Annotated in this window: 13 protein-coding genes and 1 tRNA gene; all 14 read right to left on the reverse strand. The window is 57.2% G+C overall.

The window, feature by feature from the left end:
- On the reverse strand, window positions 1-140 hold a 140-nt coding region (locus tag Q8L89_06225; GenBank protein MDP1708645.1), incomplete at its 3' end, for a GTP-binding protein.
- 21 nt (window positions 141-161) lie between these two features.
- The gene (gene fusA, locus Q8L89_06230; protein ID MDP1708646.1) at window positions 162-2,258 is read right to left on the reverse strand and encodes an elongation factor G; all 2,097 of its coding nucleotides are present in this window, start codon (window positions 2,256-2,258) and stop codon (window positions 162-164) included.
- A gap of 32 nt (window positions 2,259-2,290) precedes the next feature.
- Window positions 2,291-2,761 carry a 30S ribosomal protein S7 gene (gene rpsG / locus Q8L89_06235; protein MDP1708647.1) on the reverse strand — a complete coding sequence of 157 codons (471 nt, stop codon included), beginning with the start codon at window positions 2,759-2,761 and terminating at the stop codon, window positions 2,291-2,293.
- Between the two features lie 51 nt (window positions 2,762-2,812).
- Complete coding sequence (gene rpsL / locus Q8L89_06240; GenBank protein ID MDP1708648.1) at window positions 2,813-3,187, reverse strand: 30S ribosomal protein S12; 375 nt, start codon at window positions 3,185-3,187, stop codon at window positions 2,813-2,815.
- A gap of 114 nt (window positions 3,188-3,301) precedes the next feature.
- Complete coding sequence (gene rpoC / locus Q8L89_06245) at window positions 3,302-7,513, reverse strand: DNA-directed RNA polymerase subunit beta' (GenBank protein ID MDP1708649.1); 4,212 nt, start codon at window positions 7,511-7,513, stop codon at window positions 3,302-3,304.
- 88 nt (window positions 7,514-7,601) lie between these two features.
- Window positions 7,602-11,681, reverse strand: coding sequence for a DNA-directed RNA polymerase subunit beta (gene rpoB, locus Q8L89_06250; protein MDP1708650.1), 4,080 nt, complete (start codon window positions 11,679-11,681; stop codon window positions 7,602-7,604).
- A 184-nt stretch (window positions 11,682-11,865) separates the two neighbouring features.
- Complete coding sequence (rplL, locus tag Q8L89_06255; protein MDP1708651.1) at window positions 11,866-12,234, reverse strand: 50S ribosomal protein L7/L12; 369 nt, start codon at window positions 12,232-12,234, stop codon at window positions 11,866-11,868.
- A 51-nt stretch (window positions 12,235-12,285) separates the two neighbouring features.
- A complete protein-coding gene (rplJ, locus tag Q8L89_06260) occupies window positions 12,286-12,780 on the reverse strand; it encodes a 50S ribosomal protein L10 (GenBank protein ID MDP1708652.1) in 495 nt (164 codons plus the stop codon).
- A 245-nt stretch (window positions 12,781-13,025) separates the two neighbouring features.
- Entirely contained in the window at window positions 13,026-13,721 is a 696-nt protein-coding gene (rplA, locus tag Q8L89_06265; protein ID MDP1708653.1) for a 50S ribosomal protein L1, read from the reverse strand.
- Window position 13,722: 1 nt separating this feature from the next.
- Window positions 13,723-14,151, reverse strand: a complete 429-nt coding sequence (rplK, locus tag Q8L89_06270) for a 50S ribosomal protein L11 (protein MDP1708654.1) — start codon at window positions 14,149-14,151, stop codon at window positions 13,723-13,725.
- Window positions 14,152-14,265: 114 nt separating this feature from the next.
- The gene (nusG, locus tag Q8L89_06275; protein ID MDP1708655.1) at window positions 14,266-14,799 is read right to left on the reverse strand and encodes a transcription termination/antitermination protein NusG; all 534 of its coding nucleotides are present in this window, start codon (window positions 14,797-14,799) and stop codon (window positions 14,266-14,268) included.
- Between the two features lie 3 nt (window positions 14,800-14,802).
- On the reverse strand, window positions 14,803-15,168 hold the full coding sequence (gene secE / locus Q8L89_06280; protein ID MDP1708656.1) for a preprotein translocase subunit SecE: 366 nt from the start codon (window positions 15,166-15,168) through the stop codon (window positions 14,803-14,805).
- Between the two features lie 15 nt (window positions 15,169-15,183).
- Window positions 15,184-15,259 (reverse strand) — tRNA-Trp (locus Q8L89_06285).
- A gap of 79 nt (window positions 15,260-15,338) precedes the next feature.
- Window positions 15,339-15,473 (reverse strand): elongation factor Tu (gene tuf, locus Q8L89_06290; GenBank protein ID MDP1708657.1); only part of this gene is annotated, 135 nt, incomplete at its 5' end.

Genomic DNA, 15,473 nt, shown 5'->3' on the forward strand with positions numbered 1-15,473 from the left:
TAGCCCTTGAACTCGCCGCCAAACTTCTCCGCCATCACCTTGGTCAGCGCCGCCGTCAGCGTCGTCTTGCCATGGTCCACGTGACCGATCGTCCCAACATTCAAATGGGGCTTCGTACGCTCGAATTTTTCTTTGGACATGCTCGTAGCCTCGAGTTTATTTTACGGTTTCTTGGTAATGGCATCAGCGAGGTTTTTAGGCACCTCGAGATATTTTATGAATTCCATAGTATACGTCGCGCGGCCCTGGGTCGCTGAACGTAAATCGGTTGAATAACCGAACATCTCCTTCAACGGCACCTCGGCTGTGATGGTCTTGCCCGAGGGGGTATCATCCATGCCCTGCACCAGACCACGGCGACGATTCAAGTCACCCATCACGTCACCCATGTAGTCTTCCGGGGTCACCACCTCAACCTTCATGATCGGCTCTAGCACGACCGGCGAGGCCTTTCTGACGCCTTCCTTCAGCGCCATGGAGCCTGCAATCTTGAACGCCATTTCATTCGAGTCTACGTCATGGTACGAACCATCAAAGATCGTCGCACGGAAATCGACCAGCGGGAACCCCGCTATGACGCCATTCTTGATCTGCTCCTGAATACCCTTATCGACCGCAGGGATGTATTCCTTGGGCACAACACCACCGACCACACCGTTGACGAATTCATAGCCGGTGCCAGGCGGCAGAGGCTCGAGGCGCAACCAGACATGGCCATACTGGCCGCGGCCACCGGACTGACGCACAAACTTGCCTTCCTGTTCAACAGTAGCGCGGATGGTTTCACGATAGGCCACCTGCGGTGCGCCGACGTTGGCTTCAACACTGAATTCGCGCTTCATGCGATCAACAATGATTTCCAGATGCAACTCGCCCATGCCGGAAATGATGGTCTGCCCCGATTCTTCATCGGTGTGCACACGGAACGACGGATCCTCAGCCGCCAGCTTGGACAGGGCGATGCCCATCTTTTCCTGGTCAGGCTTGGTCTTGGGCTCCACCGCCACCGAAATCACCGGTTCGGGGAACTCCATCCGCTCCAGCGTAATGATGTTATTGAGGTCACACAGCGTGTCGCCTGTGGTGACGTTCTTCAAACCGATTGCAGCGGCAATATCACCCGCACAGACTTCCTTGATTTCTGCACGCTCATTGGCGTGCAACTGCACGATACGACCGACACGCTCCTTCTGATCCTTGACCGGATTGAATACCGCGTCACCGGACTTCAGTACGCCGGAATACACACGGAAGAAGGTCAGCGTTCCGACAAACGGATCGGTGGCAATTTTAAAGGCCAGCGCAGAAAACGGCTCGTCGTCCACGGCATGGCGCTCGGAAAGCGTTCCGGCAGCGTCGTCCAGGTGACCCTTGATAGCGGGCCTGTCACCCGGCGCAGGCAGGTAGTCAATCACTGCATCGAGCATGGCCTGCACGCCTTTGTTCTTGAATGCCGAGCCGCACAGGGTCGGCACAATCTCGGCCTTGAGCGCGCGCGCGCGCAGGCCCTGCTTGATCTCAGCCTCGGTCAGCGCCTGACCTTCAAGGTACTTGTTCATCAAGTCCTCAGAACCTTCGGCAGCAGCCTCAATCATGTTATCGCGCCATTTCTGGCAGTCGGCCACCATCTCCTGCGGGATATCGCGCTCCTCAAACGTCATGCCTTTGGTTGCATCATCCCAGTAAATGGCCTTCATCTTCACCAGATCGACCACGCCCTGGTAGTGCTCTTCTGCACCAATGGGCAGTTGCAGCGGCACTGGATTGGCGCCCAGGCGCTTCCTGATCTGCTCCACGACGCGCATGAAATTCGCGCCGGCGCGGTCCATTTTATTGACAAAGGCCAGACGCGGTACGCCATATTTGTTGGCCTGACGCCACACTGTCTCGGATTGGGGCTCCACACCACCTACCGCGCAAAACAATGCACAGGCGCCATCGAGTACGCGCAGGCTGCGCTCCACTTCAATGGTAAAGTCTACGTGCCCCGGCGTATCAATAATGTTGATGCGGTGCTCGGGGTACTGCCCAGCCATGCCACTCCAGAAGCAAGTGGTTGCCGCCGATGTGATGGTGATGCCACGCTCTTGCTCCTGCGGCATCCAGTCCATCGTGGCGGTGCCGTCGTGCACCTCACCCAGCTTGTGCGACACGCCGGTGTATAGCAGTACGCGCTCGGTCGTGGTCGTCTTGCCGGCGTCAATATGCGCCATGATGCCGATGTTACGGTAACGCTCAATAGGTGTCTTGCGTGCCACGCTGCTATTCCTGGATAAGACGGCTGACATGATTACCAGCGGTAGTGCGAGAAGGCTTTATTGGCCTCGGCCATGCGATGCGTTTCTTCACGCTTCTTGACCGCACTGCCTTTGCTCTCAGATGCATCCATAATTTCTCCAGCCAGTCGCTGGCCCATGCTCTTTTCACCCCGGCTGCGTGCAGCATCTACCAGCCAGCGCATGGCCAGAGCCGTACGACGACCTGAGCGCACCTCAACCGGAACCTGATAAGTTGCGCCGCCAACACGGCGAGACTTCACCTCGACCATGGGACGGATATTCTCCAGCGCCTTGTTGAATACTTCCAGCGCATCACCCTTGTTTTTGAGTGTGATCTGATCCAGCGCGCCGTACACGACCTTCTCAGCCACGGACTTTTTACCGCACTTCATCAGCACATTCATGAATTTCGCCAATGTCTCGTTCCCGTATTTCGGGTCGGGAAGGATGACACGCTTGGCTGCTACTCGTCTTCTGGACATGATCCGCTATCGCTTAATTTGGTATTCGTGAGAAAACTTGCCCGGCGCCCGTTACGACTTGGGACGCTTGGCGCCATACTTGGAACGGCCCTGTTTGCGACCATTGACACCCGAGGTATCGAGGCTACCGCGCACCGTGTGGTAACGCACACCCGGCAAATCCTTGACACGCCCACCACGTATCAGCACTACGGAGTGTTCCTGCAAATTATGGCCTTCGCCACCGATGTAGCTGCTGACCTCCATGCCGTTGGTAAGGCGCACACGCGCCACTTTACGCAAGGCCGAGTTAGGCTTCTTCGGTGTGGTGGTGTAGACGCGCGTGCAGACACCACGCTTCTGCGGTGAACCTGCCAGCGCCGGCACCGTGCTCTTTTCCCTCTGACGGAGGCGCGGCTTGCTCACCAGCTGATTGGTTGTTGCCATCTTAGTTCTGCTCCAACACGAAATCCAACACTGTTGTTTCTACGTAGTAAAGACTCGGAATTTTACGGGGTATAGGCATATTCCGTCAAGCAATGTCTCAATAATTCTCTGCTATTACGATGCATTGAAGACCTGATTGAGCGCCTCCATGGCCTCGGTCTGCGTGGCCTTGGCTGCGGCCTCTGCCGAACCCTCCTCCTGGGCCTGCTTGCGCTTGCGCACACGCTCGGCATGGTAGGCAAGGCCGGTGCCCGCCGGGATAAGGCGGCCAACGATCACATTTTCCTTCAACCCACGCAGATCGTCCACCTTGCCGCTGACCGAGGCCTCGGTCAGCACCCGCGTGGTCTCCTGGAACGAAGCCGCCGAAATAAAGGAGTCGGTCGCCAGAGAGGCCTTGGTGATGCCCAGCAGTATCGGCTCAAACGTGGCCGGCATTTTGCCCTCGCCCTGTATACGGCGGTTTTCTTCCAGCAAGCGGGTGCGCTCTGTCTGCTCCCCCTTGAGGAAACGGGTGTCGCCCGGATCGGTAATTTCGACCTTGCGCAGCATCTGGCGCACGGTCACCTCGATGTGCTTGTCATTGATTTTCACGCCCTGCAGGCGATATACGTCCTGCACCTCGTTCACAATGTAGTTGGCCAGTGCGGGCACGCCGAGCAGGCGCAGGATATCCTGCGGTATCGGCGGACCATCGACAATGGTCTCGCCGCGGTCTACATGCTCACCCTCGAATACCGTGACGTGACGCCATTTCGGTATCAATTCCTCGTGCTGCACGCCGTCGGCGTCGGTAATCACCAGGCGTTGCTTGCCCTTGGTGTCCTTGCCGAAGCCGACTGTTCCCGAGACCTCGGCCAGTATCGCCGGCTCTTTCGGCTTGCGTGCCTCGAACAGGTCGGCCACGCGCGGCAGACCACCGGTGATATCGCGCGTCTTGGACGATTCCTGCGGCAAACGTGCAACGGCATCGCCGACCCCGATGGCAGCACCATCCTCGACGCTGACAATGGCACCCGGCGGCAGGTAGTAATGCGCCGGGATATCGGTACCGGGGATGGACAGATCCTTGCCCTTGTCGCTTACCAGCTTCACCATAGGGCGCAGGTCACGGGCACTGGAGCCGCGCTGTTTGGGGTCGGTAACCACCAGACTGGTCAGGCCGGTCACCTCATCCGCCTGACGTATGACGGTAACACCATCGATGACGTCGCTAAAGCGCAGATACCCTGCCACCTCGGTGATGATCGGGCGCGTATGCGGATCCCAGTTCACCACCACCTGTCCCGCTGCGACTTCATCGCCCTCACTCACCGTTAACACGGCGCCGTAGGGCACCCTGTAACGTTCACGCTCGCGGCCAAACTCATCCAGAACAGTCAACTCGCCGGAACGCGATACCGCCACATTATTGCCGCTCTGATGGCGCGCCAGTTTGATATTGTGCAGGCGAATCACGCCCTTAGACTTGATCTCAACGTTGTTGATGGCGGCCGAGCGTGACGCCGCGCCACCAATATGGAAGGTGCGCATGGTCAGCTGGGTGCCTGGTTCGCCGATAGACTGGGCTGCAATCACCCCCACCGCTTCACCGATATTGATTTTATGACCACGGCCCAGATCGCGCCCGTAACAGGTGGCACAGATGCCGAAGCTGGTTTCACAGGTAATGGGTGAGCGCACCTTGACCTGGTCAACACCCAGCTCTTCCAGCGTATCGACCCAGCGCTCGTCCAGCAGTGTGCCGGCCTCTACCGCGACCTTGTTCGAGCCGGGCGCAAGCACGTCCTCCGCCACGGAGCGTCCCAGCACACGTTCACGCAGCGCCTCGACCACCTCACCGCCTTCAATCAGCGGCAACATCATCAGGCCCTGGGTGGTGCCGCAATCATCCTCGGTGACCACCAGGTCCTGCGCCACGTCGACCAGACGGCGCGTCAGGTACCCGGAGTTGGCGGTCTTGAGCGCGGTGTCGGCCAAGCCCTTGCGCGCACCGTGGGTGGATATGAAGTACTGCAACACGTCCAGACCTTCACGGAAGTTTGCCGTAATCGGGGTCTCGATGATCGAGCCATCGGGTTTGGCCATCAGGCCACGCATGCCGGCCAGCTGGCGTATCTGCGCCGCACTACCACGGGCGCCGGAGTCGGCCATCATGTAAATGGAATTGAAGGAAGCCTGCTTCACAGTCTTGCCAGCGGCGTCCTGCACCATCTCGCTACCCAGCTTCTCCATCATCGCCTTGGCGACCTGGTCGTTGGTGTGGGACCAGATGTCGACCACTTTGTTATAGCGCTCGCCATTGGTGACGAGACCGGAGGAGTATTGACGCTCAATCTCCTTCACCTCCTCTTCCGCCGCGTGAATGATGGCCTTCTTTTCGTCAGGCACCACCATGTCGTCCACCCCGATGGAGATGCCGGAGCGCGTGGCATAGGCAAAGCCCGTATACATGATCTGATCCGCCAGTATTACGGTTTCCTTCAGGCCCACGCTGCGGTAGCAGGTGTTGATCAGGCGCGAAATGGCCTTCTTGGTCATATTCTGGTTAACGTGGTCGAATGACATGCCGTCCGGCAGTACATCGAACAACAGCGCGCGGCCAACCGTGGTATCCACCCTGCGAATATTCTCCTTCATCTCACCCGCGCCGTCTTTCAGCACTTCGCGCACGCGCAGCTTGACCTTGGCGTTCAGATCCACGACCCGGGTTTCATAGGCACGACGCACTTCTGCCGTGTCACTGAAAATCATGCCTTCGCCTTTTGCATTGATGCGCTCACGCGTCATGGTGTACAGCCCTAACACCACGTCCTGTGATGGTACGATGATGGGTTCGCCATTGGCGGGCGAAAGAATGTTGTTGGTAGACATCATCAGCGTGCGTGCTTCGAGCTGGGCCTCAAGCGACAGCGGCACGTGCACCGCCATCTGGTCACCGTCAAAGTCAGCGTTGAACGCTGTACAGACCAGCGGATGCAGCTGGATCGCCTTGCCTTCAATCAGCACCGGCTCAAAGGCCTGAATGCCGAGGCGATGCAGTGTGGGTGCGCGGTTCAGCATGACCGGATGCTCACGGATCACTTCTTCCAGGATATCCCACACTTCGGGGCTTTCACGCTCGACCAGTTTCTTGGCGGCCTTGATGGTAGTGGCCAGGCCACGCAACTCCAGCTTGCTGAAGATGAAGGGCTTGAAAAGTTCCAGCGCCATCTTCTTCGGCAAGCCACACTGATGCAGTCGCAACGTCGGGCCCACGACGATCACCGAGCGGCCGGAATAGTCCACGCGTTTGCCGAGCAGGTTCTGGCGGAAGCGGCCCTGCTTGCCCTTGATCATGTCGGCAAGCGACTTCAGCGCGCGCTTGTTGGTGCCGGTGATCGCGCGACCACGGCGGCCATTGTCGAACAACGCGTCCACCGACTCCTGCAGCATGCGCTTTTCGTTGCGCACAATAATGTCCGGCGCGTTGAGATCGAGCAGGCGCTTCAGGCGGTTGTTGCGGTTGATGACGCGACGATACAGGTCATTGAGATCAGAGGTGGCAAAGCGGCCCCCATCGAGCGGCACCAGCGGCCGCAGATCGGGTGGCAACACCGGCAGCACCTTCATCACCATCCACTCCGGCTTGTTACCGGAGTCGATGAAGGCCTCCATCAGCTTGAGACGCTTGGTAAGTTTCTTTATTTTAGTCTCTGATGCGGTAGAGGCCAGCTCTTCCCTGATCTTGACGATTTGAACTTCGAGATTCAGTGTACGCAACAATTCGTAGATTGCCTCGGCACCCATACGGGCGTCGAACTCGTCGCCATTTTCCTCTATCGCTTCGAGGTAGGTTTCATCTGACAGCAACTGGCCGCGTTCAAGCTGCGTCATGCCGGGGTCAATCACCACGAATGATTCAAAATACAGCACGCGCTCAATGTCGCGCAACGCCATATCCAGCAGCAGGCCCATGCGCGACGGTAGCGACTTCAAGAACCAGATGTGTGCAACAGGGCTGGCCAACTCAATGTGACCCATATGCTCGCGGCGCACCTTGGCAAGCGTCACTTCCACGCCGCATTTTTCACAGATAACGCCACGATGTTTCAGTCGCTTGTATTTTCCGCACAGGCACTCATAGTCCTTGATCGGTCCAAATATCTTGGCGCAGAACAGACCGTCCCGCTCCGGCTTGAAGGTGCGGTAATTGATGGTCTCCGGCTTCTTCACCTCGCCATAAGACCATGAGCGTATCTTTTCCGGCGACGAGAGCCCAATGCGGATGGCATCAAACTCTTCTGCGACAGTCTGCTGTTTGAACAGATTCAACAAGTCTTTCATCGTTTATCTCCTAAACTCACTGCACCGTACTGGCCCTGACTGGGAGGGGCTACACGCCTTCTCTGGTTGAGAAGGAACGGGCAACAGGTCATTTTTGTTCCAGCTCGATATCAATACCGAGCGAACGTATTTCCTTGGTCAGCACGTTAAACGACTCAGGCATGCTGGGTTCCATGCGATGATCGCCATCAACAATATTCTTGTACATCTTGGTGCGACCAGCCACGTCGTCAGATTTCACCGTCAGCATTTCCTGCAGGGTGTAGGCCGCACCATAGGCCTCAAGCGCCCACACCTCCATTTCACCGAAGCGCTGGCCACCAAACTGGGCCTTGCCACCCAACGGCTGCTGGGTAACCAGGCTGTACGGGCCCGTGGAACGGGCATGCATCTTGTCATCCACCAGATGGTTCAACTTCAGCATGTACATGTAACCCACCGTAATCTGACGCGCAAAGGCCTCGCCACTGCGACCGTCATAGAGCGTGGTCTGGCCGCTTTCGGGCAGGTCAGCGAGCGCAAGCATCTGCTTGATTTCGGCCTCGGTTGCACCGTCAAATACCGGGGTGGCTGTAGGTACGCCAGCACACAGATTTTGGGCCAGCGTAATAATCTCTGCGTCATTGAGCGACTTCAGATCCTCTTTTTTACCGCTGGTGTTGTAGATACGATCCAGAAGCTTGCGCACGTCCTTGATGTCATCCTGCGCGGCAAGCATGCGGCCAATTTTTAAACCCAAGCCCTTCGCAGCCCAGCCGAGATGAACCTCCAGCACCTGGCCGACATTCATGCGCGACGGTACGCCGAGCGGATTGAGTACGATATCGATCGGGGTACCGTCTGCGGCATAAGGCATGTCTTCGACCGGTACGATCATGGACACTACACCCTTGTTACCATGACGCCCGGCCATCTTGTCACCGGGCTGTATACGGCGCTTCACAGCCAGATACACCTTCACCATTTTCAGTACGCCAGGGGCGAGTTCGTCACCGGCAGCCAGCTTGGCACGTTTCTCGTCGAACTTGGCATCGGAGTCCTTGCGTTGCTGCTTGAGTTGCGCACTCATGCGCTCGAGCTGCTCATTGGCAGCTTCATTACCCAACCGGATTTCGAACCATTTTTCATGGGCCACTTCGGCCAGATAGGCCTTGGTGATCTTGGTGCCACTCTTCAGCCCTTTGGGCCCACCCTGCGCAGTCTTGCCTGTCAGCATTTCTTCAACACGCTGATACAGGTCATCCTCCATGATGCGCAGCTGATCGCGCAGATCCTTCTTGAAGTTCGCCAGCTCAGCGTTTTCAATTTCTTTGGCGCGGGCGTCCTTTTCGACCCCGTCACGTGTAAACACGTGCACGTCGATTACCGTGCCCACCATGCCAGAAGGCACGCGCAGACTGGTGTCCTTCACGTCCGAGGCCTTTTCGCCGAATATGGCACGTAGCAACCGCTCTTCAGGGGTAAGCTGGGTCTCGCCCTTCGGCGTCACCTTACCCACCAGAACGTCACCGGTCTTGACCTCTGCGCCGATGTAGACGATGCCCGATTCATCCAGCTTGGCCAGCGCGCTTTCGCCCACGTTCGGAATATCAGCAGTGATTTCTTCCGAGCCCAGCTTGGTATCACGCGCGACACAGGTCAGTTCTTCGATGTGAATGGTGGTGAAGCGCTCCTCCTCCACCAGGCGCTCGGAAATCAGAATCGAATCTTCAAAGTTGTAGCCATGCCAGGGCATAAATGCGACCAGCACGTTCTGGCCCAGCGCCAGTTCGCCGTTGTCGGTCGACGGGCCGTCGGCCAGCACGTCGCCGCAGGCTATAACATCACCGATATTCACCAGCGGGCGCTGATTGATACAGGTATTCTGGTTGGAGCGCATGTATTTGGTGAGATTGTAGATGTCCACGCCCTGCTCTCCGGCGGCGGTTTCATTATCATTGACGCGCACAACGATGCGGGCGGCATCGACTGAATCCACACGCCCACCACGCTTTGCCACCACCACCACGCCCGAGTCGATAGCCACAGCGCGCTCAATACCCGTACCTACCAGCGGCTTTTCGGCCTTCAGTGTTGGCACGGCCTGACGCTGCATGTTGGAGCCCATCAGTGCACGGTTGGCGTCATCGTGCTCGAGAAACGGGATCAGTGAGGCAGCGACTGACACAATCTGACGCGGTGACACATCTATGTATTCCACGCGGTCTGGCGTTGACAGGGCAAATTCGTTGTCGTGCCGCGATGAAACCAGCTCATCCACCAGACGACCCTTTTCATCCAGAGTGGCATTGGCCTGGGCGATTACATATCGACCCTCTTCGATCGCCGACATGTAGTCGATGCGATCCGTTACACGACCATTTTCCACCTTGCGATAGGGTGTCTCCAGGAAGCCATACGCATTGACCCGCGCATAGACTGCAAGCGAGTTGATGAGGCCGATATTTGGCCCTTCCGGCGTCTCAATCGGACATACCCGTCCGTAATGGGTGGGATGCACGTCACGCACTTCGAAGCCGGCGCGCTCACGCGTCAAGCCACCCGGCCCCAACGCCGAGACACGACGCTTGTGGGTGATTTCGGACAACGGGTTGTTCTGATCCATGAACTGCGACAGCTGACTTGAACCGAAGAATTCCTTTACTGCCGCAGCTACCGGTTTGGCATTAATAAGTTCCTGCGGCGTGAGGTTCTCGGTCTCGGCCACGCTCAGGCGCTCCTTCACAGCACGCTCGACGCGCACCAGTCCGATGCGGAACTGGTTTTCGATCATCTCGCCTACGCAGCGCACGCGCCGGTTACCGAGGTGGTCGATATCATCCACGGTACCACTGCCGTTCTTGATGCCAATCAGCACCTTGAGAACATCAATGATGTCATTTTTTGACAGGATACCTTCGCCCGTGGTCTCGCCACGACCCACCCGGGCGTTAAACTTCATGCGCCCAACCGGCGACAGGTCATAGCGCTCCGGGCTGAAAAACAGGTTGGTAAACAGCGTCTGGGCGGCATCCTTGTTGGGTGGCTCACCCGGGCGCATCATGCGATAGATTTCTATTTGAGCTTCCAGCGCACTCTTCGTACTGTCAACCCGTAGCGTGTCAGAAACATACGGGCCACGGTCAAGATCATTGACATAAAGTGTCTTTATTTCTTTCACGCCCGCCTTGCGGATCATATCCAGCATTTCAGCTGTGATCTCATCATTGGCATTGGCCAGCACTTCACCCGTGGCCTTGTCGATCACCGTATGCGCGATGACCTTACCCACCAGATAGTCCTGCGGCAGATCAAGCGCCTTAAGCCCAGCCTTTTCGATGTCACGTATATGGCGGGCAGTCACTCGACGGCCCTCTTCGACAATCACCTTGCCCTTGCTGTCGCAGATATCGAACGACATGGTCTCACCGCGCAAGCGCGATGGCACCAACTCAAGCCGGATCTTCTCCTTGTCCAACTTGAAGGTGTTGGTATCAAAGAACATCTCGATTATCTGCTCATTGGTGTACTCAAGCGCCCGCAGCAATACGGTAGCCGGCAGTTTGCGCCGGCGGTCGATGCGCACGTAAATAATGTCCTTGGGGTCGAACTCGAAATCCAGCCACGATCCACGGTAGGGTATGACACGCGCCGAAAACAGCAGCTTGCCCGATGAGTGTGTTTTGCCCTTGTCATGCTCGAAGAACACGCCAGGCGAGCGGTGCAACTGGGATACGATGACGCGTTCGGTACCATTGATAATGAACGTGCCATTCTCGGACATGAGCGGGATCTCGCCCATGTAGACCTCCTGTTCCTTGATGTCCTTGACCACTGAGGCACTCTGGGCAGCCTCCTTGTCGTAGATCACCAATCGCACCCTGACCCGCAGTGGCGCGGCATAGGTAGTGCCGCGCTGCTGACACTCCTTGACATCAAATACCGGCTGACCGAGGCGGTAACTCACATACTCAAGTTTTGCATATCCGGAATAACTGCTGATCGGAAACACCGATTTCAACGCGACATGCAGGCCCTGATCGACACGTTTTTCAGGTGCTGTGGACGCCTGCAGAAACTCGATATATGAATTGATCTGCATCGCCAGCAGATAAGGCACTGGCAGGATACTGGGACGTTTCCCGAAATCCTTACGGATGCGTTTCTTTTCGGTGAATGAATAGGCCATCGTTAATTCCTCATCGATACAGCAAAACCGCGAACAGCGGACTCCGCCAGGCTGACGGAGACGCGCAGAAGCGGGTGACCATCAAGGTCACCCGCCATCGTGTGGGCAGCTTCTGCCAGGCTCGTCTCAGGCCTTGCAGTGCCGGTGGAATCGAGTATGTGTATGTACCCAGGTCTTCCCGGACTTATTTGATCTCGGCGGTAGCGCCTGCCTCTTCCAGTTGCTTCTTGATATCCTCGGCGTCCTTCTTGGGTATGCCTTCCTTGACCACCGAAGGCGCGCCCTCCACCAGATCCTTGGCTTCCTTGAGGCCGAGACCAGTAACCGTGCGGATCACCTTGATCACGCCGACCTTGTTCTCGCCGAACTTGGTCATGGTGAGGGTGAATTCCGTCTGCTCCTCCGCTGCTGCGGCACCTGCAGCAGGACCGGCAGCCGCAGCGACTGCCGCAGTAACACCAAACTTCTCTTCCATGGCGGAGATCAGATCCACAATTTCCATCACGGTCATGTTGCTTACGCTTTCCAGAATGTCTTCTTTGGTTACAGCCATGACTTAACTCCTCAAAATTTAATTAGATAGTGACAAAGCAGCGGAAACGAATCACGCAGCCTGTTTTTGGTCGCGCACTGCAGCGAGCGTCCGCGCCAGCTTGCCAACGGGGGCTTTCATCACCGCCATCAACAGACTGATCGCCTGATCGCGCGTTGGCATCCTGGCCAGCTTGTCGATCTCGGCAGGCTGCATGAGCTTGCCGTTGAACGCACCAGCCTTGATAATCAGCCTCTCATTCAGCTTCGCAAAATCGCTGATGAGTTTCGGTGCGGCCCCCGGCTCCTCGCGAGAAAACGCGAGCAGCAAAGGCCCGACCAAAGCATCTTGCAGGCAGGCAAACTCGGTGTCGGCGAATGCGCGACGGGCAAGCGTGTTACGCACTACGCGCAGATATACACCATTCTGGCGCGCGCCCATCCGCAAAGCGGTCAACTGCTCGACGGTAAGACCGCGATATTCCGCCGCCACCACCGATTTGGCATTGGCCGCAATGGCCGCAACCTCAGTCACAATACGTTTCTTGTCATCAATATTCAGTGTCACGGGATAGCCTCTCCTCCCTGATTGTGTAGATGACCTGCGTCATCCGTTGGTCACACCGGGTGCTCTTTAAACAGCATTACAAACACCCACCCACGGTGACCTCATGATCAGGGACTGCCCTGCTTGTGAGGCAACACCGTCTGCGCAGGCCGGGCGAACCCGATTAAGTCAGCGCACCTGCGGTCTTCGACACCCTCATTTCGCCCTCCACCCACATCGGGGTGCAGTGCGAAACCAATGAGGGGTTAAATCGCCAAACTAGACTGATCCAGCACCAATCCCGGCCCCATGGTGCTGGAGACCGTGATCTTCTTCAGATAAATACCCTTTGCCGAGCTGGGCTTGGATTTCTGTACTTCGGCCAGTAACGCCAGCAGGTTTTCCCGGATTGCGCTTACTTCAAAGGATGCCTTGCCGATGGAGCAATGTACGATACCGGCTTTGTCGGCGCGGTAGCGAACCTGACCGGCCTTGGCATTCTTCACAGCACCCGCCACATCGGTGGTTACCGTGCCCACTTTGGGGTTTGGCATCAGGCCGCGCGGACCCAGCACCTGACCGAGCTGACCCACCAGTCGCATGGCATCCGGACTCGCAATCAGCACATCGAAATCCAGCTTGCCGCCCTTGATGGCGGTGGCGAGGTCTTCAAAGCCGACGATATCCGCGCCCGCAGCCGTGGCGGCATCGGCGTTGGCGCCTTGCGCGAACACTGCGACCCGTACGGACTTGCCGGTACCGTGAGGCAGCACGCTGGCTCCGCGTACGGTCTGGTCAGACTTGCGGGTGTCGATACCCAGATTGATACTGACATCGACTGATTCATTAAATTTGGCCGTGGCGCAGTCCTTGATCAGGCGCAAGGCCTCATCAACGGCATACTGCTTTCCCTGCGTTACTTTCTGCTTAACAATCTTGGCGCGCTTGGAGAGTATCGTCATGTCAGATCTCCGTATCCAGGCCCATGCTGCGCGCGCTACCCGCCAAGGTGCGCACTGCGGCATCCATATCGGCAGCCGTCAGATCCGGCATCTTGGTGGTAGCGATCTGCTCAAGCTGGGCCCGCGTGACCTTGCCGACCTTGACACTGTTCGGTGTCTTGCTGCCGCTGGTGATGCCGGCGGCCTTCTTGAGCAGGATCGAGGCAGGCGGTGTCTTGGTGATAAAGGTGAAGCTGCGATCGGCGTAGACTGTAATGACCACCGGCAACGGCAAGCCCGGCTCCACCCCTTGTGTCTGGGCGTTAAAAGCCTTGCAGAATTCCATGATGTTGACACCACGTTGGCCCAGCGCGGGACCCACGGGTGGACTGGGGTTGGCCTGACCGGCCTTGACCTGCAACTTGATGTAGGCCTCGATTTTCTTTGCCATGACAAACTCCTAATGTGGGTGATAACGCCTTGCGGCTCCCCTGTTAAAAACAGCGCTGAGTGACAAGTTGCTAGTAGCGAGGAAGAGCTTTTACTAGAAACTCGCTACTCGCTACTAGCCTTTTTCTACCTGCCCAAACTCCAGTTCGACGGGCGTTGAGCGGCCAAAAATCAATACGGCAACACGCAGCCGGTTCTTTTCGTAATTAACTTCCTCTACCACACCGCTGAAGTCATTAAACGGTCCATCAGTCACCCGCACTACCTCACCCGGCTCAAACAGCACCTTGGGCCGCGGCTTGTCGACGCCCTCATGCACGCGTTGCAGTATCGCCTGCGCCTCTTTCTCGGTAATCGGAGCGGGCTTGTCGCTGGTGCCGCCGATAAAACCCATCACCTTCGGCACATCCTTGACCAGATGCCAGGCGGCATCGTCCATCTCCATCTGTACCAGCACATAGCCAGGAAAAAACTTGCGGTCACTCTTGCGCTTTTGGCCCTCGCGCATCTCGACTACTTCCTCGGTTGGCACCAGTATCTCGCCAAACTTGTCCTGCATGCCGCCACGGACAATACGCTCCTTGAGTGACGTCACCACCTGATTCTCAAATCCGGAATAGGCATGCACTACATACCAGCGCAACGCCATGACTCAGCCCCCCTGACCCGTCAACAATTTAACACCCCACAGAATCAGCATATCCATCAACCACAGCAGGATGGCTACTACGATCACGGCAATAATCACTACCACCGTGGTCTGCGTGGTCTCGCGCCGTGAGGGCCATACGACCTTGCGCATCTCACTGCGGGCATCCAGCAGGAAGCCGCGCGCAACACGCCCAATCTCGGTCTGGGCGGCTACCGCAATCGCCAGTATCGTGACGATCAGCAGACCCAGCACACGCACCAGTGTTGACTGTTCGCTGTAGTAGTAAAACCCGCCTATGGCAAGCACCAGCAGTGCTAACGCCACAAACAGCTTTGCCTTGTCCACCATGCCTTCCTGACTATCCATGTGCCCTTAGCCTGTTGGCAGGCCAGGAGGGAATCGAACCCCCAACCTGCGGTTTTGGAGACCGCCGCTCTGCCAATTGAGCTACTGGCCTGTTAAAAACAGTCGCGAATATCTGATGGTGAGTTGCCAGGAAAAACCTTTCCTCATCACCAGCTACCTGCCGCCACTCGCTACTCTAGTATTTTCGCCACCACACCGGCGCCCACGGTCCTGCCACCCTCGCGTATCGCAAAGCGCAGACCATCTTCCATCGCAATCGGGGCAATCAGGGTGATCGTCATCTTGACGTTGTCGCCCGGCATTAC

It is taken from the genome of Gammaproteobacteria bacterium, assembly GCA_030680605.1.
Classification (GTDB): Bacteria; Pseudomonadota; Gammaproteobacteria; order SURF-13; family SURF-13; genus JAQBXX01.